Origin of the sequence: Rathayibacter sp. AY1C4 (assembly GCF_002932195.1) — a bacterium.
GTDB lineage: Bacteria > Actinomycetota > Actinomycetes > Actinomycetales > Microbacteriaceae > Rathayibacter.
Genome location: NZ_PSWE01000020.1, coordinates 1 through 20,909, shown reverse-complemented (window position 1 = coordinate 20,909; position 20,909 = coordinate 1). Strand labels below are relative to the sequence as shown.

Sequence of the window (20,909 nt, the reverse complement as noted above, 5' to 3'; positions counted from 1 at the left end):
CCCTGCGGGGACGTTCCGGGGGTGCCGATCGAGAGGCGGGCTTCTGCCGCGTGGTCGGGGAACGCGGGTCTGCGCTGGTCCGGGGGCCGTGGTGCAGGCGGAGGCGGCAGGCTCGCGAGTGCGGGTCAGGCGGGGGTGTCGAGCACGCCGATGAAGCGGGTGCCGATGCCGTCGTACTCGTCGCGGCGGTGGCCCTCGGGGTGGTGCGGCCAGGAGGCGGGGGAGTGGTCCTCGCAGACGAGGAACGTGAACTCGGGCCACCACTTCTTCGGGCGGGCGGCCTCGGAGCGGCCGCAGACGGCGCAGTCGAGGGTCACCCACACGGGACGCCTGCCGGTGCGGTTCGCGCGCGACTGGACGAGCCAGGCGGGCGGATCCTGCTCGAGGGCGGCGAGCTCCTCCTCCGACAGACGGGTGGGGATGCCGTGCCGCGTCGCCATCTCGAGGGGGATGTCGAGGCGCTGAGCGGCCTCGCGACGCGTGATCATCCGGCCACACTAACCCAGCGCCGCGCGTGGACCCCGAGGTCGCAACGACGCGCGCGCGAGCAGCCACTCCAGCGGGCCCTGCCCCACGAGCCGCCTCCAGAGGAGAGCGGCGACGATCGAGCCGACCACGAAGACGCCGAGCAGCGTCCAGCTGCGCCACGCCTCGAAGTCGAACGGCTCGTACCGGACCAGGTACACCGCCAGCGCCACGAGCTGCAGCGAGTAGATCGTCAGCGGCATCGCACCGACGGCCGCGATCGGAGTCGCCGCCCGTGCCAGGAGCGGCAGCCGCTGCAGCAGAGCCGTCAGCGCGCCGAGGACCACGCAGGCGACCCCGCCCGCCCCGAGGAGCTCGGCGGTGGTGCTGGCGTGCGCCTCCACCGCCTCCGGACCCCCGAGCAGCAGCCCGCCGCCGTAGCCGAGCACGGCCGAGACGGCGCCGCCGACGACGACCCAGCGCTGGGTGGTCGCGGACCGGACGTCGCAGCGCGCGATCAGGAGGCCGAGCACCACGTACGCCAGCCACGACGGCACCGGGTAGTACTGGGTGAGCCAGATGAGGGGCTGCGCGGCCAGGAGCGCCTCGTCGGGCGACAGGGTCGAGAGCCAGGAGCCGCCGGCGCTCGTCAGCGCGTCGACCGCGAGGGGCCCGGCGATCGCCGCGACCGCGACCAGCACGGCGAGGACCGCCCGCGGCAGGAAGAGCAGCAGCGCCGCGACGAGGAACATCACCCCGTAGTGCGGCAGGATCACCGCGATCGGCGTCCCGAGCAGGGTGAGGGCGACGCCGATGACGAGCAGGTACAGCCCGCGGAGCAGGATCGATCCCGTGTCGTGCCAGGGCCGCGAGGAGCGCTGTGATCCGCCCGTCATCAGCCCGATCGACACTCCCGCCAGCACGGCGAAGAGGACGGAGCTGCGGCCGTTCCAGAGCATCTCGCTCTCGACCGGGGCGAGGTGGGCGGCGAACATGCCGAGGACGGCCAGGCCGCGAGCGACGTCGAGGCCGACGATCCGGGAGTCTGCGGCGCTCATCCCTCCATCGTGCCAGGCGCTCCCGGCAGTGCACCGGGAACGACGCTGGGGCCGGGAACGACGACGGGCGCCCGACCCGGAGGTCGAGCGCCCGTCGGACGTGGTGCGCCGTGCTACTCGCGGAAGATCGCGACGAGGCGCAGGATCTCCAGGTACATCCAGACGACGGTGACCAGGATGCCGTAGGCGCCGGTCCAGCCGTAGATGCGGGGGAGGCGGTTGCGCACGCCCTGCTGGATGAACTCGAAGTCCATCACGAGCGAGTACGTGGCGAGCGCGACGGCGATGAGGCCGATCACGATGCCGATGAAGCCGGTGCGGAGACCGAAGCCGCCGCCGACGCCGAAGAGACCGAGGCCCAGGTTCACCAGCGAGAACACCGCGTAGCTGATCATGCCGATGAAGAAGATCTTGTTGAGCTTCGGCGAGGTGCGGATCTTGCCGTTCATGAACAGCGCCAGGGTGACGCCGATCACGATGACGGTCGCCATGAGGGCCTGGACGACCGCTCCGGCGTACGCGCTCTCGAAGAACTTCGAGATCGCACCGACCGCGATGCCCTGGGTCGCGGCGTAGCCGAGGATCAGGGCCGGCGACGGCTGCTTCTTGAAGGCGTTGACGATGCCCAGCACCAGCGCGACGAGCACGGCGGGGAGCATCAGGTCCGGGACGAACCAGCCGACGGCCGCACCCGCGAGGAGCACGACGAAGGCGAGGGCGGTCTTGGCGAGGGTGTCCTCGACCGTCATCCGGTCGGTCTCGACGGAGCCGGCGGCCGGACGGGAGTACATCTGGTCGAGCGTGCCGGGGGAGACGTCCGGGAGGTCCTGCACGCGGCCGGCGTAGCCGCGGTTGCTGAACTCCGGGCGTCCGAAGGCCGGATTGTTGCTTGCCATGGTTCCTCTTCTCTCAGGTGCGCTGGTCTCCGAGGGAACTCGCGGATCTGAGTCGCTGTGGGTTCGGGGTGCGCCGCGGATCCGAGAGGACTGCGACGATGGACACCACCATATCTGAGAGCACCTCTCAGAGTCTGGCTGTTCTCTTCGAGCGGACCTCGACTCCGCTGCGAGCCGTGCAGAGCCGCCCGTAGGATCGCGGCATGCCCGCGCGCCAGTCACCGCTCGTCATCGGCCACCGCGGAGCGAGCGGCTACCGACCGGAGCACACCCGCTCCGCCTACGAGCTGGCGATCGCGCTGGGCGCCGATGCGCTCGAGCCCGATCTGGTGGCGACCCGCGACGGCGTGCTCGTCCTCCGCCACGAGAACGAGATCTCCGGCACGACGGACGTCGAGAAGCGCCCGGAGTTCGCTGGGCGCCGCACCACCAAGCGGATCGACGGCCGCGAGATCACCGGCTGGTTCACCGAGGACTTCACCTGGGACGAGCTGTCGGAGCTGCGGGCCCGCGAGCGGCTGCCGGCGGTGCGCGGCTCCAGCGCCACGTTCGACGGGCAGTTCCCGCTGCTGCGCTTCAGCGAGCTGTTGGCGCTGCTGGACCGGGCGGCGGAGGACGATCCGCTCGCTCCGCCGGGGCTCGTCGCCGAGATCAAGCACGCGACGTACTTCGCCGGGATCGGGCTGCCGCTGGACGTGCTGCTGCGCGAGGAGCTCGCCGCCGCGGGCTGGGGTCCGCGCGACCCTCGGCTCACGATCGAGAGCTTCGAGAAGACCGTTCTGGAGCGGCTCGCGGTGAGCGGAGTCGGCACCCGCCGGATCTACCTGCTCGAGTCGCGGGGCGCCCCGCCCGACCTCGTGGCCGCCCACGGCGCCGACGCGGCCCCCTACTCCGCCTTCACCAAGCCGGCGGGACTGCGGAACCTCGCCGGAGCCGTCGACGGGATCAGCGTCGACAAGAGCATGCTCTTCTCGCGGGACGCGGCCGGCCGGGCGACGGGGACCGGTCCGCTCGTCGAGGACGCCCACGCGGCCGGGCTCGAGGTCTACTGCTGGACGCTGCGCGCCGAGAACCGATTCCTCGAGAAGGTGCACCGCCGCGGGAAGGACCCGGTGGAGTACGGCGGCTGGCAGGAGGAGTTCGCGATGATCCTCCGCTCGGGAGTGGACGGCGTCTTCGCCGACCAGCCCGATCTGGCGATCGAGGCGCGGGCGGCCGAGCAGGAGCGTCTGCTCCGCGGCTGAACCCGGATCGTGATCGGGCGCTCCTCCGGCGCGTGCCGAGCGGACGCGGAGGCTGCGCTGGCATCATCGGCTCACCACCGCCCGCCCGACCCTCGAGAGGAGGCCCCGTGTCCACCCGAGAGCGCATCACCCGCCGCTGGATCACCACCGCCGTCCTCGCCGTGATCGGCGTCGCCGTCGTGTACTGGCTCGCCGTGCTCACCCCTCAGGGCCAGGGCGTCGAGAACTCGGGGCTCCGGGGCGCCGACCTCGTCTTCGGCCGCGCCACCGGCGCCGCCGCGGGGGCGCTCGCGGACGTCACCCCGCTCTCCATGGTCGTCGGCGCCCTGCTCGTCGCGGCGATCGCGCTGATCCGGAGGCGCCCGGCGCTGGCCGTCGCCTCCGTCGGCTCGATCGTCGTCACGGCCGGGCTCACCCAGCTGCTCAAGAACGTGGTCCTCGAGCGGCCCGAGCTGGTCGACACCGACTCCTGGTACACCGGCGGCAGCTTCCCGAGCGGGCACACCGCGGCGGCCGTCTCGGTGGTCTTCGCCCTGGCGATGGTCGTCCCCGGGCGCGCGCGGACCGTCGTGCTCGCGCTGGGCGGCGCGGTCGTGGTGCTGGTCGGCAACCTGACGATGGCCGCCTCCTGGCACCGGGCGAGCGACGTCCTCGGGGCCGACCTCGTCGCGCTCGCCTCCGCCTCCGCCGCCTGCGCGTGGCTGACCACCAGGGCCCAGGTGGGCCGAGCGCCGAAGAGGCCCGCGCGGCGCGGGGTGAACCGGCTGCTCCTGGTGTGCTCGGTGATCGTGGTGGTGCTGCTCGCGGCTCTCGCCGTCCAGGGCATCCAGTACTACCCCGACGACACGAAGGACCTCACCGCCTTCGCGCTCCTGCAGCTCCTGGCGGTGTCGACGTCGGCGCTCGCCGTGCTCGGCTTCTCCCTCGCGTGGCGCGGACTGGACGTCGGTGGGGCGCTCACCTCGCCCGCGCCGCGTCAGCGGACCGCCTGACCGCTCCCGGTGTCGGAGGGGCGATCTACACTCGGAGGGACATGAGCTTCCTCTTCGATCCGAGCGACTCCCGCGCCACCCCGGTCATCGTCGGTCCCCCCGGCGGCCCCGGGGACGCGCCCCGCACCGACCCGGCGCACGAGCAGCTCGTCGCGGGGCTGAACCCGCAGCAGCGCGAGGCGGTCGAGTACCGCGGAGACGCGCTGCTCATCGTCGCGGGTGCGGGCTCGGGCAAGACCAGCGTCCTCACCCGGCGCATCGCGAGCCTCCTGGCTAACGGCGAGGCCTGGCCGAGCCAGATCCTCGCGATCACGTTCACCAACAAGGCCGCGGCCGAGATGCGCGAGCGCGTCGAGAAGCTGGTGGGGCAGAGCGCCGAGGGGATGTGGATCTCGACCTTCCACTCCGCGTGCGTGCGGATCCTGCGCCGCGAGGCCGAGAACTTCGGCATGACCAAGTCGTTCACGATCTACGACTCGGGCGATCAGCGCGCCCTGCTCAAGCGCATCGTGAAGGACCTCGAGGCCGACTCGCTCGGGATCACCGTCGCGAGCGCCTCCGCGAAGATCTCCAAGCTCAAGAACGAGCTCGCCGACGTCGACTCCTACGCCCGCACCGCGAACCTCAGCGACCCGAACGAGGAGATGTTCCTCCAGGTCTTCCGGGCCTACTCGCGGGCGCTCGAGGGGGCGAACGCGTTCGACTTCGACGACCTGATCGCGCAGACCGTCTACCTCTTCCGCGCTTTCCCGCACGTCGCCGCGAAGTACCAGCGGCGCTTCCGCCACGTGCTGGTCGACGAGTACCAGGACACGAACCACGCCCAGTACTCGCTGATCCACGAGCTGACCCGGCCCGTGCCGCCGGCGACGATGGCGGCGGCGCAGTTCGACCGCCCCTACCGCGGACCGGTCACGGCCGACGGCTCCATCCCGGGGGCCTCGCTCACCGTCGTCGGCGACTCGGACCAGTCCATCTACGCGTTCCGCGGCGCCGACATCCGCAACATCGTCGAGTTCGAGCGCGACTTCCCGGGCTGCCGCGTGATCCTGCTCGAGCAGAACTACCGCTCGACGCAGAACATCCTCTCGGCGGCCAACGCCGTCATCTCGAACAACTTCGACCGTCGCGCGAAGAACCTCTGGTCCTCCAGCGGCGACGGGGAGAAGATCGTCGGCTACACCGGGTACTCGGGTCACGACGAGGCGCAGTTCGTGGTCGACGAGATCGCCCGCCTGCACGCGGCGGGCACCGGCTACGACGAGATCGCGGTCTTCTACCGGACCAACGCGCAGACCCGCGCGCTGGAGGAGATCTTCATCCGCTCCGCGCTGCCCTACCGGATCCTGGGCGGCACGAAGTTCTACGAGCGCGCCGAGATCAAGGACGCACTGGCGTACCTGATCACGGTGGCGAACCCGGCCGACGTGCTGGCGCTGCGGCGCATCATGAACACTCCGAAGCGGGGCATCGGCCCCGCGACGGAGGCGCAGCTGCAGTCGTTCGCCGACACCAACGCGGTGACCCTGCGGGAGGCGATGCGCAACGCCGGCTCGCTCGGGATGGGCCCGAAGGTGACGAAGGCGATCGTCGACCTCGCGACCCTCCTCGACGAGTGCGCGCTGATGCTCGACCCCGCACGGGAGGGCGGCGAGGCGAAGGTGCACGAGGTGCTGACGGCGCTCCTCACCCGCAGCGGCTACCTCGACATGCTCCGCGCCAGCCGCGACCCGCAGGACGAGGCCCGCGCCGAGAACGTCGACGAGCTCATCGCCGTCACCAAGGAGTTCGCGCGCAACAACCCGGACGGCGGGCTCGTGGACTTCCTCACCGAGGTCTCGCTGGTCGCCGCGGCCGACGACCTCGACGACGACTCCGGCACCGTCTCGCTGATGACGCTGCACACTGCGAAGGGCCTCGAGTACGACGCCGTGTTCCTCACCGGCATCGAGGAGGACCTGCTCCCGCACCGCATCTCGGCGAACGAGCCCGGCGGCCCGGCCGAGGAGCGGCGGCTGTTCTACGTGGGGATCACCCGGGCCCGCAAGCGCCTCTACCTCTCGCTCGCGATGACCCGCGCGCAGTACGGCGAGACGTCGGTCGCGATGCCGAGCCGGTTCCTGCAGGAGATCCCGGGAGAGCTGATCCAGTGGCGCCAGTCGCCCGGCGCGGCGACCTCGCGCGGAGGCACGCAGCCCCGGGCCCTGAACGCTCAGCGGCCCGGCTTCGGCAAGTCGCGATCGAACACCGAGTTCCGGGAGGCGCTCGCCGCGGCGCCGAAGGCCAAGGGCGAGTTCCCGAACCGGATCACCGGCATGGTGCGCGACAACGGCGACCTCGAGCTGATCCCGGGCGACCGCATCCGGCACACCGACTTCGGTGAGGGGCGCGTGAACGCGGTGACGGGCGAGGGCTCGAAGCGCGTCGCGCACGTGCTCTTCGACCAGGTGGGCGCGAAGAAGCTGCTGATCAAGGTCGCGCCGATCGAGAAGATCTAGTCCGGTGGCGGCCGGATCGGCGGCCGCGCGGCTCGCGACGGAGGCGTTCTCCCCGGCGGTCCTCGCGGTGCTCGTGCCGGTCGTGGTCGGCGCGCGCGTCGCGGATCCGCCCCTGCTCGGTGTCGCCTGGGGAGCGCTCGCAGCTCTCTTCGTCGGGGTGGTGCCCTACCTCGTCATCCGCCTGCTGATGCGCACCGGCCGGATCCACGGCGACCATCACGTCCCCGACCGGCGCGAGCGGGCGCTGCCGATCGCGCTGGCGCTGGTGTCGATAGCGGCCGGCCTGGTACTGCTCGCCGTGCTCGGCGCTCCTGCCGCGGTGACCACGTTCGGCGTGGTGACGGTGGCCGTGGTGCTCGCCGTCGGCGTGGTCAACCTGGTCTGGAAGCTGTCCGGGCACGCGGCGGTGGTCGCCACCTGCGCCGTCGTCGTGCTGATCGCCTACGGACCGCTCTCCCTGCTGATCAGCGTGCCCATCGTCCTCTGGGTGCTCTGGTCGCGGGTGCGCCTCGGCGCGCACACCCCCGCCCAGGTCCTCGCGGGCGCCGCCGTCGGCACCGTCCTCGCCGGGATCGTCTGGTCCCTGCTCGGCTGACGTCCGTCCCTTCCCGTGTGCCCTCTGGTCGCCGTCCGCGAGATTCCACTCGAGTGGGAGGCACGCCGTGGCGGGCTCACCCGAGTGGCATCTCGCGGAAGGGGTCAGCCGGCGTAGCGCGCGACGAGCTCCCGCTTGAGGATCTTGCCGCTGGGCCCGAGCGGAAGGGCGTCGACGAACTCGACGCGGCGGGGGAACTTGAAGGCGGCGAGGTGCTCGTTCGCGTAGGCGATCAGCTCCTCCGCGGTGGCGGTCGCCGACGGGGCGAGGATCACCGCGGCCATCACCTCCTGGCCGTGGCGCTCGTCCGGGATCCCGAAGACCGCTGCGTTCTGCACGGCCGGGTGCCCGATCAGCACCTCCTCGACCTCGCGCGGGTACACGTTGTAGCCGTTGCGGATGATCATGTCCTTCGTGCGGTCGAGGATGCGGATGTAGTCCTCCTCGTCCTTCGTGCCCAGGTCGCCGGTGCGGAACCAGCCGTCGATCACCGCCTCCGCGGTCGCCGCTGGGTTGCCGAGGTACCCCTTCATCAGGTTGTGCCCGCGCACCACGATCTCGCCGAGCTCGCCCCGGGGGAGCAGCTCGACGCGGTCGGTCACGTCGGGGCGGGCGACCTCGACCTCGACGCCCCAGATCGGCGTGCCGACCGTGCCCGGCCGCGGCGGGACTCCGACGTGGTTGAAGGTGGCGACCGGGGAGGTCTCGGTGAGCCCGTAGCCCTCGTAGATCTCGACGCCGAACACCTCGCGGAAGCGCTCGATCACGGCGACGGGCAGGGCGGCGCCTCCCGAGACCGCGTAGCGCAGCGGCGGCCGGTCCTCGCGCCGGGTCGCGGCGTCGAGCAGGGCGACGTACATCGTGGGCACGCCCTCGAAGACCGTGCAGCCGTGGGCGATCATCGCCTCGAGCGCGGCGTCGCCGTCGAACTTCGGCACCAGGACGACCGTCGCGGCGGTGCGGAAGGCCGTGTTCATCGCGCAGACCTGCCCGAAGGTGTGGAAGAGCGGCAGCGCCCCGAGCACCACGTCGCCGCGGTGCAGGTCGAACGTGTTCATCAGCAGCACGTCCGACTGCGAGACGATCGCGAAGTGCGTCCCCTCCGCCCCCTTCGGGCGGCCGGTGGTGCCGCTGGTGTAGAGGATCGTCGCCGTGTCGGAGGGGGAGCGGGGCACGTAGCCGTCGATCGGGGTCGCCTCCGCGGCGAGGTCCTCCAGGCGCGGGAGGGGCGAGGCGGTGCCGTCGGGCACCATCACGCTCAGCACAGGGACGCCGGCGAGGTCCGCTCCGGCGGCCCCCTCGGCGAGCAGCGGAGCGGCGCACACGAGCGCGACGGCTCCGGAGTCGCGCAGAACATAGGCGATCTCGTCGTGCTTGAGCAGGGCGTGCACCGGGACCACCACGGCGCCGAGCGCGAGGACGGCGAAGTAGCCGCGGGGGAAGTCGGGGACGTTCGGGACCAGCAGGGCCACGCGGTCGCCCGGTCCGATCCCCTGGGCGCGCAGGGCTCCGGCGTAGGCACGGGTCTGCCGCCAGAGGGTCGCGTAGTCGACGGCCTGCTCGCCGACGCGGATGGCGATCGTGTCAGGGGTGCGCCGCGCCGCCTCCGCCAGGATGGCCGCGACGGAGAGGGTGCCGAAGCCGGCGGCGGGCGGGGGAGCGGCGGGGGCCTCGGCCGTGCGGGGTTCGGTGATGCTCATCAAGGCTCCAGTCGTCGTTGACCGCCGCGGCGGATGCCGGGTGCTTCACCGTAGATCCGCCGGGCGGCCGCGTCGAGCGATCCGCACCGGATGTTCAGCACGGACGGGTGGGGAGTGGGCATCCCGGCGCCGAGCGGAAGGGGGTGCGGGAGGCGCGGGCGGCTGCCTACAGTCGGACTGCTGCGGCCCTGTTCCGCGGGTCGGACGACGGGAGGCGCGATGCGCGGCGAGGCGACGCTCTACACGGATGCGGTGGTGACGGCTCCGTTCGCCCTCGCGGTGATCGCGGAGGCGACCGGCTCGCGAGTGGTCGGCGCGCGGACCGCGGACGCGCACGTCCCGCTCTACAGCGGTCCGACGAGCGCGCGGGTCGAGATCGCGGGGTTCGGCGACAGCGTGCCGGTCACCGTCGACGTGCGCGACGAGCGCGGGATCGACGAGGCGCGTGCGGCCGCGCAGGCGCTCGGGCTGGAGCTCGCCGCCTACGCGGGCTGGGAGGTCGTGGCCGGCTTCTGAGCGTCGCGTCGGACCCGGGCGAGGTAGTAGCGGCTGGGCGCCGTCCTCACGATCGCGGGAAGCAGGCGGTAGACGGCGAAGGTGCGCGAGAGCGCCCGCTCGAACCGCGCCTCCTGCCGTGCGGTCCAGTGGAAGCCGAAGGGCTCGCGGAGCGCCGCCGGGAGCAGGCCGGCGGTGATCAGGCGGAGGTAGGGGCCGAGCGGGCGCAGGTACCAGGCGGCGATGCTCGGGCCCAGCAGGTCGTGGGCGACCCGGCGGGCCGCGGGCGTGACCTCGAGGCGCTCCAGCTCCCGCTCCCAGTAGGCGTCGAACGCGGTGCGGGAGTCGGGCCAGAGGTCCGCGGGCATCTGCAGGGCCGCGCCGACGACGACGGAGCGGCGCACGATGTCGTCCGCCTCCTCCTCGCTCAGCGCACCGAAGGCGCCCTCGTAGAGCTGCAGCATCGACTGGGTGAGCGTCGCCGCGACCCAGCGCTGCAGCTCCGGGTCGAAGGCCGTGTAGCCGGGGCCGCGCACGGGCACGTGCGCCCTGTTCACGCGGCGGCGGACGGCGCGCACGTCCTCGGGAGTGCCGTAGTGCAGGACGTAGAGGTAGGAGAGCGTCCCGTGCAGGCGGTTCACGGCCCGGTGCACGAAGTCGGAGTGGTCGGCGACGCCCTGCCCGACCGCCGGGTGCGCGATCTGGAGGAGGATCGCGCGCGCGCCCGCCAGCAGGAACACGCCCTCGCGGAAGACGTCCGGGGTGCGGGAGGCCGACGACATGGCTCCACGCTACGCGGGAGCGGCGGGCGGAGGAGGAGCCGGCGCCCCCGGCGGGCGTCCGGCGGGCGCGGAGCGACCGCACGGGAAGCCCCCGGCGGGTGCGGAGTAGACTCGGCGCGGCCCAGGGACAGTGCCGAGACTCCGGCGTCGTCCGGGCCACCTCGAACTCGAAACGCAAGCGCGCTCGGCGCGGAATGGGAATGCAGCGTGGATCTCTTCGAATACCAGGCCCGTGATCTGTTCGAGAAGTACGGCGTCCCCGTGCTCCCGGGCATCGTCGCCGACACGCCGGAGGAGGTGCGCGCCGCGGCGGAGAAGCTGGGCGGCGTCACCGTCGTCAAGGCGCAGGTCAAGATCGGCGGCCGCGGCAAGGCGGGCGGCGTGAAGGTCGCGAAGACCCCCGAGGACGCATTCGCCGCGGCGCAGTCGATCCTCGGCCTCGACATCAAGGGCCACGTCGTCAAGCGCGTCATGGTCGCCGGCGGTGCGCGCATCGACCGCGAGTTCTACTTCTCGGTGCTGCTGGACCGGGCCAACCGCTCCTACCTCTCGCTCACCTCCTACGAGGGCGGCATGGAGATCGAGCAGCTCGCCGTCGAGCGCCCCGACGCCCTCGCGCGCGTCGAGGTCGTCCCCGGCCAGGGCATCGACCAGGCCAAGGCCGAGGAGATCGCCCGCGCGGCGAAGTTCCCGGAGGAGCTGATCGCCAAGGTCGCGCCCGTCCTGGTGAAGCTGTACGACGTCTACACCGGCGAGGACGCCACGCTCGTCGAGGTGAACCCGCTCGTGCTCACCGAGGAGGGCGACATCGTCGCGCTCGACGGCAAGGTCTCGCTCGACGAGAACGCCGGCTTCCGCCACGCGGACCACGCCGCGCTCGAGGACAAGGACGCCGCCGACCCGCTCGAGGCGAAGGCCAAGGAGAACGACCTCAACTACGTGAAGCTCGACGGCGAGGTCGGCATCATCGGCAACGGCGCGGGCCTGGTCATGTCGACCCTCGACGTCGTCGCCTACGCCGGAGAGAGGCACAACGGCGTGAAGCCGGCCAACTTCCTCGACATCGGCGGCGGAGCCTCCGCCCAGGTGATGGCGAACGGCCTCGACGTGATCCTCGGCGACGAGCAGGTCAAGAGCGTCTTCGTCAACGTCTTCGGCGGCATCACCGCGTGCGACGCGGTCGCCAACGGCATCCTCCAGGCGCTCGAGATCCTCGGCGACTCGGCCACGAAGCCGCTCGTCGTCCGCCTCGACGGCAACAAGGTCGAGGAGGGCCGCGCGATCCTCCAGGCCGCCGCCAACCCGCTCATCACGCTCGCCGCGACCATGGACGAGGGCGCCGACAAGGCCGCCGAACTCGCCGCCGCGTAACGGACCCGACGACTCAAGGAATCAGAGAACAAGCATGTCGATCTTCCTCACCAAGGACTCCAAGGTCATCGTCCAGGGCATCACCGGCGGCGAGGGCACCAAGCACACCGCGCTGATGCTCAAGGCCGGCACGAACGTGGTCGGCGGCGTCAACGCCCGCAAGGCCGGCACGACCGTCACCCACGGCGACGTCGAGCTCCCCGTCTTCGGCACCGTGAAGGAGGCGATGGAGGCCACCGGCGCCGACGTCTCCATCGCGTTCGTGCCGCCCGCCTTCTCGAAGGACGCCGTCATCGAGGCGATCGACGCCGAGATCGGCCTCCTCGTCGTCATCACCGAGGGCATCCCGGTGCAGGACTCCGCGGAGTTCTGGGCGTACGCGCAGGAGAAGGGGAACAAGACGCGGATCATCGGCCCCAACTGCCCCGGCATCATCACGCCGGGCGAGTCGCTCGTGGGCATCACCCCCGCGACGATCACCGGCAAGGGCCCGATCGGCCTCGTCTCGAAGTCGGGCACCCTGACCTACCAGATGATGTACGAGCTGCGCGACCTCGGCTTCTCGACCGCCATCGGCATCGGCGGCGACCCGATCATCGGCACGACGCACATCGACGCGCTCGCCGCGTTCGAGGCCGACCCCGAGACGAAGGCGATCGTGATGATCGGCGAGATCGGCGGCGACGCCGAGGAGCGCGCCGCGGACTTCATCAAGGCGAACGTCACGAAGCCCGTCGTCGGCTACGTCGCGGGCTTCACCGCCCCCGAGGGCAAGACGATGGGCCACGCCGGCGCCATCGTCTCCGGCTCCGCCGGCACCGCGCAGGCCAAGAAGGAGGCCCTCGAGGCCGCGGGCGTGAAGGTCGGCAAGACGCCCTCCGAGACGGCCGCCCTGCTCCGCGAGGTCTACGCGGCGCTCTAGCGCCCGTCCTCCCCGCACCACCGTCGGAACGGACGGTGCCCCTGCTCCGGCGGGCGGCGCCGTCCGTTCCGTCGTCGGGGCGGGTCCGGCCGGAGTAGCGTCGCAGAGTGACCCGCCGCCTCGGACTCGACCTGCTGACCTTCGTGCCGTACCCGGAGGGCCCCGAGCAGCCCGGCGACGCCGCGCGGAGCCTCGAGGACGGGCTGGCCCTGCTCGAGCTCGCCGAGGAGCTCGGCTACGGCACCGGCTGGGTCCGCGTGCGGCACTTCGAGCGCTACCTCGCGTCTCCGATGACCTTCTTCGCGGCCGCCTCCCAACGGACCCGCCGCCTCCGCCTCGGGACCGCGGTCATCGGCGCCCGCTACGAGTCGCCCGTGCGCCTCGCCGAGGACGCCGCGACCGTGGACCTGCTCTCGGGCGGACGCCTCGACCTCGGCGTCAGCAGCGGCTTCGCGCATCTCGCCTCCGTCTTCGACGGGGTGTTCGGGCAGGCCGAGCGCGACTTCCGCGAGGAGGCGCAGGAGCGCATCGCGCGACTCCGCGAGGCGCTCTCGGGCGCCGTGCTCGGCGTCGCGGAGTCGGCCCTGATGTCGGTCCCGGTCGGCGCTCCGCTGGTTCAGCAGCCGCACGCGCCCGGCCTCGCCGACCGGCTCTGGTACGGGGCGGGAACGGTGTCCTCCGCGGTCCGGGCAGGCGAGCAGGGCATGCACCTGCAGGTGTCCACGCTCAACACGGAGGAGACGGGCCTGCCGTTCGCCGAGCAGCAGGCGGTGCAGATCCGCGCCTACCGCAAGGCCTTCTCCGCCGCGCACCCGGGGCGCACGTCGAGGGTGACGGCGGGCCGCATCGTGCTGCCGCTGCTCGACGCCGCCGACGAGGAGGCGCACCGCCCCTTCATCGAGGGCTACCTCGCGCGGATGGACGACGAGGGCCGCCCCCGCACGGCCGACCGGTCGATCATCGCCGCCCCGATGCGCTTCAGCCCCCTCCACGTCGGGAGCCCGGAGCGGATCGTCGCGTCGCTCGCCGCGGATCCGGCGCTCGCGGAGGCGGACGCGCTCACGGTGACGCTCCCGGCGGTCGGCGGGGTGGAGTCGCACCGGCGCATCCTGCGCGCCGTCGCCGAGCGCATCGCCCCTCAGCTGGGCTGGACGCCCGGCGCTTGAGGATCAGCGCCGCGCGAGCAGTGCCCGGACGGGCCTCTGCAGCAGGAGCAGGAGCAGCCACCAGAGCCCGACCGACGGGATCAGCAGCGCCAGCGCCAGTGCGACGAGGAGCAGCGCGAAGGGCAGCAGGGCGGGCGCGAGCGGCAGGGGCCCTGCGCCGGGCCGCCTGAGCTCCGGGTGCCGGGAGAGGCGCAGCTCGATCAGGACCAGCGCCCCGCTCATCGCGGCCATCGTGCCGATGTAGAGCCCGATCGTCGCCCGGGAGTCCGGGAACAGCGCCAGCGCGCTCGTCGAGAACGGGAAGAACGCCAGCGCGGCCAGCCAGAGCAGGTCCAGCCACACCAGGGCGCCGTCGTAGTCCCCGGCGATCTCGAAGACGCGGTGGTGGGGGATCCAGAAGACGGCGATGACCGCGAAGGAGAGCGCGAAGGCGAGGACCGAGTCCAGGTGCTCCGCGAGCAGCGCCGGGACTCCGCCGCCCTCCCGGGCGACCTCGGGAGCCAGCTGCACCAGCGGCAGGACGAGGACGGTGATGGCGATGGCGGCGGTCGCGTCCGAGAAGTTGACGAGCCGGTCGAGCCCGCGCTCCGTCCGGCGGTGGGCCGCGCGTCCCCCGGGGCGCCCGCGGTGCACCAGGCGCTCGATCGGACCCGAGAGCAGGAGCAGCAGGAGCGCGAACATGTTGACGGCCGGCACCGCGACGGCGAGCACGAGGGCCGCGAGGAGGACGCTGATCACGATCAGCGACCTCGAGAGGGAGCGCCGCGGCTCCGCCCCCGGGGCCAGGAGATCCGGATCGCGGCGCACGATGAGCTGCATCGCGAGGGTCGCCGCGCTCGCCGCGATCATCGTGCCGATGTAGAGCGCGATGACGCTGCCGTCGGTGTCGAGCACGTTCGAGATCAGGTTCGCCGCGAAGGGGAGCAGGACGACCGCGGCCAGCCAGACGAAGTTCGCGACGACGAGCGCGGGCGAGTACCGGGCCACGCCCTCGAAGACGGAGTGGTGGACCGCCCACAGCCGCCCGATCACGGCGAACGTGATGAAGAAGGCGGAGAGGGTGCCGTAGTGACCTGTGAGGAGGGACCCCAGATCGGCCGCGCGGCCCTCCTCGACCACGTCGACGAGGGGGAGGACGAGGAACGTGATGGCGATGGCGACGACGGCGTCGGAGAAGTTCACGAGGCGGTCCAGGCCGCGCTCCGTCCGTGCGTCCGAGGTCCCCGTCATGGCTCCGACACTAGAGGGCCGGGCGGCGCGCCCCTGACCCGCCTCCGAGCGCGCCGCCGCTAGGCTCGTCAGGCCCATGAACCGGATCACCGTCGCCCTCCTCGCCGCCTTCGACGCCGCGCTGTCGGCGCTGATCGGGATCGCGATCCCGCTCGTCCCGCTGACCGTCCTCTGGGCCGTGCAGTACGACACGACGGTCGACTTCGGCGTGTTCTGGCGGGTCGCCGCCGACGCCTGGCTGCTCGGCCACGGGGCCGACCTGCAGGCGGCGCTGGCCCCCGACTCCGCCCTCGCCGTCGCGCTGCCCGGAGGCGCGGACGCCTTCCCGGTGACGATCGCTCCGCTGGCCTTCGCGCTCCTCACCGTGCTGCTCGGCGCGCGCACCGGCCGCCGCGCCCAGGAGTCGCCGTTCCGGGCCATCGGCGTCCTCGTCGCGATCGCGACCTACCTGGCGATCGCGCTCCTGGTCTCGCTCGGATCCGCGGACCCGGCCGCCACCGTCGATCCCCTGCAGGGGACGCTGCTGCCGCCGCTCGTCTTCGCGCTGGGGGTGCTCGTCGGAGCAGCGCTCCACTCCGCCCGCAGCGACGAGGCCGACCCCCTCGGCGAGCTGGCCGCCTCCGCGCTCGACCGCGTCCCCGCGCCGGGGCCCGGGCTCGTCCTCGCGTCGCTGCGCGGGGGAGCGCTCGCCGCGGCCGGCGTGGTCGGAGTCGCGGCGGTGCTCGTCGCCGTGCTGCTGGTCGTGCACTACACCTCGGTCGTCGCGCTCTACGAGAGCCTGGGCGCCGAGGCGCTCGGCGGCCTGGCCCTCACTCTCGGGCAGCTGGCGTTCCTCCCGAACCTGGTGATCTGGGCGGCGAGCTGGCTGATCGGCCCGGGCTTCGCCCTCGGCACCGGCTCCTCCGTGAGCGCGGCCGGAACGCTGCTCGGACCGATCCCGTCGATACCGGTCCTCGCCGCACTGCCCGCAGGGGACTCGGCCTTCGGATTCCTCGGACTGCTCGTGCCGCTGCTCGCCGGGTTCGCCGCGGGATGGCGGCTGCGGCGCGGCGTGATCGAGGCGCTCGACGGACGCTCGCTGCTGCGCTGGGGCGCGGCCGCGGCCGGCGGGATCGGCGTGGTCGGCGGCCTGCTGCTCGGGCTCCTCGCCTGGTTCTCGGCGGGCGCCGCCGGGCCCGGGCGGCTCGCCCAGGTGGGCCCGGACCCGCTCGTCGTCGGGGCGGTCGCCGCCCTCGAGCTCGCGCTGGCCGCGGGCCTGGGCCTCGCCGCGGGCCGCAGCCGACGCGGCTGACGCCGGCGGAGGCGTCCCCCTAGACTTGCGCAGTGCTGAAGTTGGTCGTGCTCCTCTCCGGCGGCGGATCGAACCTCCGCGCCCTGCTGGACGCCGCCGGCGACGAGGGCTTCCCCGCCCGCATCGTCGCGGTCGGCAGCGACACCGACGCCGAGGGCTTCCGCCACGCCGAGGAGCGCGGAGTCCCCGCCTTCACGGTCGCGCCGCGCGACTTCTCCTCCCGCGACGAGTGGGGCGCCGCCCTGCTCGGGCGCATCCGGGAGTGGGAGCCCGACCTCGTCGTCTGCGCGGGCTTCATGCGCATCCTGCCGCCCGTGGTGGTGGACGCGCTCAGCCCGCGGATGATCAACACGCATCCCGCCCTGCTGCCCCTCTTCCCCGGCGCCCACGCCGTCCGCGACGCCCTCGCCGCCGGCGCGACCGAGACCGGCGTCACCGTGCACGTGATCGACACCGGCGTCGACACGGGACCCGTCATCGCCCAGGAGAGCCTCGCCGTGCTCCCCGGCGAGAGCGAGGACGCGCTGCACGAGCGCATCAAGACCATCGAGCGTCGCCTGCTGGTGCAGACGGTGCTCGACATCGCCCACGGAACCGTCGACCTCGAGGAGCTCGCCCGCGCATGAGCATCACCGCCCACGACCCCAGCAGCTACGACGACCGCGACCGGGTCCCCGTCCGCCGGGCGCTGATCTCGGTCAGCGACAAGACCGGCCTGCTCGAGCTCGGAGCGGCGCTCGCCGCGGCCGGCGTCGAGCTCGTCTCCACCGGCTCGACCGCAGCGACCCTCCGCGGCGCCGGCCACGAGGTCACCGACGTCTCGGCCGTCACCGGGTTCCCGGAGTCGCTCGACGGCCGCGTGAAGACGCTGCACCCGGCCGTGCACGCGGGCATCCTCGCCGACCTGAGGCTCGCCTCGCACCGCGAGCAGCTGGAGCAGCTCGACATCGCCGCGTTCGAGCTGGTCGTGGTGAACCTGTACCCGTTCCGCGAGACCGTCGCCGGCGGCGCCGACCCGGCGACCGTGGTCGAGAACATCGACATCGGGGGCCCGGCCCTCGTCCGCGCCTCCGCGAAGAACCACGCGAACGTCGCGATCGTCGTCGACCCGGCCGACTACTCCGGGATCGCGACCGCCCTCGCCGACGGCGGCACGACGCTCGCCGCGCGCCGCACCCTGGCGGCCCGCGCCTTCGCGCACACCGCCTCCTACGACTCCGCCGTCGCCGCCTGGTTCGCCGGGCAGGAGGCGGCCGAGGGCGTCGAGGGCTCGGTCGAGATCCGCGGAACCCTGCAGCAGGTCCTCCGCTACGGCGAGAACTCGCACCAGAAGGCGGCACTCTACGTCTCTCCCGACGGCACCGGCATCGCGCAGGCGACACAGCTGCACGGCAAGGAGATGTCTTACAACAACTACGTCGACGCCGACGCGGCCGTCCGCGCGGCCTACGACTTCGTACTGCCCGCCGTCGCGATCATCAAGCACGCGAACCCGTGCGGCATCGCGATCGCGAGCTCGAAGGCGATCGACCCCATCGCCTCCGCCCACCGCCGCGCCCACGAGTGCGACCCGGTGTCGGCCTTCGGCGGCGTCATCGCCGCGAACCGGCCCGTCACCCTCGCCATGGCCGAGACGGTGAAGGAGATCTTCACCGAGGTGCTCGTCGCCCCCGGCTTCGAGCCCGAGGCGCTCGAGGTGCTGAAGACCAAGAAGAACCTGCGCCTGCTGCAGCTCCCCGACTTCTACGCCCCCGTGGAGCGCGAGTTCAAGCAGATCTCCGGCGGCCTGCTGCTGCAGGAGCCGGACCGCTTCATCGGCGGCCCCGGCGAGGTCAGCTCCGGCTGGCAGCTCGTCGCCGGCGAGCCCGCCGACGCCGACACGATGCTCGACCTCGAGTTCGCGTGGAAGGCCTGCCGCGCCGTCAAGTCGAACGCGATCCTCCTCGCCAAGGGCGGCGCCTCCGTCGGCGTCGGCATGGGTCAGGTCAACCGCGTCGACTCCTGCCACCTCGCCGTCACCCGCGCCGGCGACCGCGCCCCCGGCACCGTCGCCGCCTCCGACGCGTTCTTCCCCTTCGCCGACGGCCTCGAGGTGCTCCTCGCCGCCGGCGTGAAGGCCGTCGTCCAGCCCGGCGGCTCCGTCCGCGACGCCGAGGTCATCGACGCGGCCGCCCGCGCCGGCGTCACGATGTACACGACGGGGGAGCGGCACTTCTTCCACTGAGTGACGGGCGCTCCGCGCCCGTCACTCGGTGGAAGAAGTGGTGTTCGATCTCCCCGCCGCTCCCTGCGCGGCGGGGCGCGGTCGGCTTCGCGACGGGGTGCGTTCCGTAGAGCGGGGTGCGTCGCCGGTCGCGGTAATCGCTTGGCACGCGATTACCGCTGAACCGGCTCTGCCTTGGCGTGTTCGTCTTCCCCGCCGCTCCCTGCGCGGCGGGGCGCGGTCGGCTTCGCGACGGGGTGCGTTCCGTAGAGCGGGGTGCGTCGCCGGTCGCGGGAATCGCTTGGCACGCGATTCCCGCTGAGTCGGCTCTGCCTCGGCGTGTTCGTCTTCCCCGCCGCTCCCTGCGCGGCGGGGCGCGGTCGGCTTCGCGACGGGGTGCGTTCCGTAGAGCGGGTAGCGTCGCCGACCGCGTGAATCGCTGGGCACGCGAGCCCCGCTGAAACCGCTCTGCGTTGCGGTGGGTGGCTCTTAGGGGGCTGCTAGGGGATCGACAGGCGAGGCGGGGGCGGGGGCGCGTAGGGTCGCCGGGTGCCTTCCGACTCGACGCCCGCGTCCACTCCCGACACCCCGACCGCCGCTTCCACGATCGCCCCGAACCGGGGCCGCGCGCCCGGGACGGGCCGCCGGATCCTCGTCGCGCTGCTCGCCGCCGCGGCGACCGCGCTCGTGGCGCACCTCGCCAACCTGCTGGCCTTCTTCATCGGCAACCAGCTGCAGCCCGGCTCCATCCCGCAGGTCAACGCCTACTTCCTGCTCTCGAGCGTGCTCGGCTTCGTGGTCGTCCTCGTCCTCGCCGTCGCGGGGACGCTCGGACGCACCTGGAGCGCCGCCCTCGCGGGACTCGTCGCGGGTGTGGTCGGAGCCGTGTTCGGCACGCTCGTCCAGGCCAGCGCCACCGGCGAGGCCGTCACGGGCGCCGTCTGGGCCTCCATCTTCCAGACCTTCGCCGGACTCAACCTCGTCTTCCTGCTCGCGTTCACCTTCTCGGCGGCGAGCGTCGGCCGCGCACTCTGGTACCGCCTCCGCACCACGGGCGCTCCGGCCGCCGTCGTCACCGACCGCCGCATCGCGATCGTCCGGGCCCCGGCCGCCGACCTCTCGGCGGGCGAGCTCACCCACCTCGAGCGCGTCCCCGTCGACCAGCAGCGCGCCCAGCAGCAGTGGGAGGCGTACGTCGACCTGCTCGAGCGGGCCGGCTGGGAGACGGTCGAGGCCGCACCGGCGCCCGGACTCGCCGACTCCGTCTTCCTCGAGGACGCGGTCGTCGTCTTCGGCGACCACGCCGTGATCGCCCGGTCCGGAGCGGTGTCCCGCCGCGGAGAGACGGCGGGCGCCGAGGAGGCCGTCCGCGCCCTCGGCCTGACGGTCGACCGCATCGAGGAGCCGGGCACGCTCGACGGCGGCGACGTCCTCAAGGTGGGATCGACGGTCTACGTCGGCCGCGGAGGCCGGACCGACGCGGCGGGGGTCGCCCAGCTGCGCGCGATCCTCCGCCCCCGCGGGTACGACGTCGTCGCGGTCCCGCTGACCAAGGTGCTGCACCTCAAGAGTGCCGTGACCGCGCTGCCCGACGGCACGGTCATCGGCTGGGAGCCGGTCGTCGACGAGCCGCGCCTGTTCCCCTCCTTCCTGCCGATGCCCGAGGAGCCGGGCGCCCACGTGGTCGTCCTCGACGACGACACCCTTCTGATGGCCGCCTCCGCTCCCCGGAGCGCCGAGCTGCTGCGGAGCCTGGGCTACCGTGTCCTCACCGTGGACGTCTCGGAGTTCGAGAAGCTCGAGGGCTGCGTCACCTGCCTCTCGGTCCGCGTCCGCTGACGGCGGAGGCGGGGGAACCGCCGGATCGCGGCGGCCGCTGGACGGAGCACATAGCCGGGGTATAGCCTTCAAGGCTGCCCGGAGCTCTCCGGCCCGGTGGCACCTCCCGCCTCCCCGCCCACCCGGCAGGGAGGAGGGGAACAGGCGCGGCTCGTCGACGAC

General features: G+C 72.8%; 18 protein-coding genes. 12 read left to right on the top strand and 6 right to left on the bottom strand.

Annotated elements, in window-relative coordinates:
* Positions 1–125: 125 nt before the first annotated feature.
* The 3 genes from C5C99_RS11265 to C5C99_RS11255 form a co-directional block, all read right to left on the bottom strand.
* Positions 126–488, bottom strand: a complete 363-nt coding sequence (locus C5C99_RS11265; RefSeq protein WP_104224739.1) for a DUF5997 family protein — start codon at positions 486–488, stop codon at positions 126–128.
* 9 nt (positions 489–497) lie between these two features.
* A complete protein-coding gene (locus tag C5C99_RS11260; RefSeq protein WP_104333055.1) occupies positions 498–1,523 on the bottom strand; it encodes a DUF418 domain-containing protein in 1,026 nt (341 codons plus the stop codon).
* A 113-nt stretch (positions 1,524–1,636) separates the two neighbouring features.
* Positions 1,637–2,419 (bottom strand): Bax inhibitor-1/YccA family protein, encoded by a 783-nt coding sequence (locus tag C5C99_RS11255; protein WP_104263479.1) that lies wholly within the window; start codon positions 2,417–2,419, stop codon positions 1,637–1,639.
* Between the two features lie 203 nt (positions 2,420–2,622).
* Here C5C99_RS11255 and C5C99_RS11250 point away from each other — a divergent pair, with 203 nt between their 5' ends.
* The 4 genes from C5C99_RS11250 to C5C99_RS11235 all read left to right on the top strand — a co-directional run bounded on the left by C5C99_RS11250 (position 2,623) and on the right by C5C99_RS11235 (position 7,748).
* Positions 2,623–3,663 carry a glycerophosphodiester phosphodiesterase family protein gene (locus tag C5C99_RS11250; RefSeq protein WP_104340084.1) on the top strand — a complete coding sequence of 347 codons (1,041 nt, stop codon included), beginning with the start codon at positions 2,623–2,625 and terminating at the stop codon, positions 3,661–3,663.
* Between the two features lie 107 nt (positions 3,664–3,770).
* Entirely contained in the window at positions 3,771–4,655 is an 885-nt protein-coding gene (locus C5C99_RS11245) for a phosphatase PAP2 family protein (RefSeq protein WP_104224743.1), read from the top strand.
* Between the two features lie 41 nt (positions 4,656–4,696).
* Positions 4,697–7,153, top strand: a complete 2,457-nt coding sequence (locus C5C99_RS11240) for an ATP-dependent helicase (protein ID WP_104340083.1) — start codon at positions 4,697–4,699, stop codon at positions 7,151–7,153.
* 4 nt (positions 7,154–7,157) lie between these two features.
* Complete coding sequence (locus C5C99_RS11235; protein ID WP_104340082.1) at positions 7,158–7,748, top strand: phosphatase PAP2 family protein; 591 nt, start codon at positions 7,158–7,160, stop codon at positions 7,746–7,748.
* 104 nt (positions 7,749–7,852) lie between these two features.
* Here C5C99_RS11235 and C5C99_RS11230 read toward each other — a convergent pair whose 3' ends face one another.
* Positions 7,853–9,448 carry a long-chain fatty acid--CoA ligase gene (locus tag C5C99_RS11230; protein ID WP_104314628.1) on the bottom strand — a complete coding sequence of 532 codons (1,596 nt, stop codon included), beginning with the start codon at positions 9,446–9,448 and terminating at the stop codon, positions 7,853–7,855.
* Positions 9,449–9,667: 219 nt separating this feature from the next.
* Between C5C99_RS11230 and C5C99_RS11225 the strand changes: the two genes are divergently transcribed.
* Positions 9,668–9,964, top strand: a complete 297-nt coding sequence (locus C5C99_RS11225) for a hypothetical protein (protein WP_104224926.1) — start codon at positions 9,668–9,670, stop codon at positions 9,962–9,964.
* Here C5C99_RS11225 and C5C99_RS11220 read toward each other — a convergent pair.
* Positions 9,931–10,725 carry an oxygenase MpaB family protein gene (locus tag C5C99_RS11220; protein ID WP_104292886.1) on the bottom strand — a complete coding sequence of 265 codons (795 nt, stop codon included), beginning with the start codon at positions 10,723–10,725 and terminating at the stop codon, positions 9,931–9,933. The genes C5C99_RS11225 and C5C99_RS11220 overlap by 34 nt on opposite strands.
* Before the next feature lie 207 nt (positions 10,726–10,932).
* On the opposite strand from C5C99_RS11220, the gene sucC reads away from it, so the two are divergent.
* The 3 genes from sucC to C5C99_RS11205 all read left to right on the top strand — a co-directional run bounded on the left by sucC (position 10,933) and on the right by C5C99_RS11205 (position 14,184).
* Positions 10,933–12,096 carry an ADP-forming succinate--CoA ligase subunit beta gene (sucC, locus tag C5C99_RS11215; protein WP_104224928.1) on the top strand — a complete coding sequence of 388 codons (1,164 nt, stop codon included), beginning with the start codon at positions 10,933–10,935 and terminating at the stop codon, positions 12,094–12,096.
* Between the two features lie 34 nt (positions 12,097–12,130).
* Complete coding sequence (gene sucD, locus C5C99_RS11210; protein ID WP_104224929.1) at positions 12,131–13,018, top strand: succinate--CoA ligase subunit alpha; 888 nt, start codon at positions 12,131–12,133, stop codon at positions 13,016–13,018.
* 107 nt (positions 13,019–13,125) lie between these two features.
* The gene (locus C5C99_RS11205; protein WP_104340081.1) at positions 13,126–14,184 is read left to right on the top strand and encodes an LLM class flavin-dependent oxidoreductase; all 1,059 of its coding nucleotides are present in this window, start codon (positions 13,126–13,128) and stop codon (positions 14,182–14,184) included.
* A gap of 3 nt (positions 14,185–14,187) precedes the next feature.
* Here C5C99_RS11205 and C5C99_RS11200 read toward each other — a convergent pair whose 3' ends face one another.
* A complete protein-coding gene (locus tag C5C99_RS11200; protein WP_181074591.1) occupies positions 14,188–15,414 on the bottom strand; it encodes a TMEM175 family protein in 1,227 nt (408 codons plus the stop codon).
* Positions 15,415–15,490: 76 nt separating this feature from the next.
* On the opposite strand from C5C99_RS11200, the gene C5C99_RS11195 reads away from it, so the two are divergent.
* The 4 genes from C5C99_RS11195 (at position 15,491) to ddaH (ending at position 20,747) form a co-directional block, all read left to right on the top strand.
* On the top strand, positions 15,491–16,705 hold the full coding sequence (locus C5C99_RS11195) for a DUF6350 family protein (RefSeq protein WP_104227293.1): 1,215 nt from the start codon (positions 15,491–15,493) through the stop codon (positions 16,703–16,705).
* Between the two features lie 32 nt (positions 16,706–16,737).
* Positions 16,738–17,331: a phosphoribosylglycinamide formyltransferase gene (purN, locus tag C5C99_RS11190; protein WP_104273411.1), complete on the top strand. Its 594-nt coding sequence runs from the start codon at positions 16,738–16,740 to the stop codon at positions 17,329–17,331.
* On the top strand, positions 17,328–18,929 hold the full coding sequence (gene purH, locus C5C99_RS11185; RefSeq protein ID WP_104273412.1) for a bifunctional phosphoribosylaminoimidazolecarboxamide formyltransferase/IMP cyclohydrolase: 1,602 nt from the start codon (positions 17,328–17,330) through the stop codon (positions 18,927–18,929). The genes purN and purH overlap by 4 nt, the downstream gene beginning before the upstream one ends.
* Before the next feature lie 528 nt (positions 18,930–19,457).
* Complete coding sequence (gene ddaH / locus C5C99_RS17635; protein WP_308471808.1) at positions 19,458–20,747, top strand: dimethylargininase; 1,290 nt, start codon at positions 19,458–19,460, stop codon at positions 20,745–20,747.
* Positions 20,748–20,909: the final 162 nt, after the last annotated feature.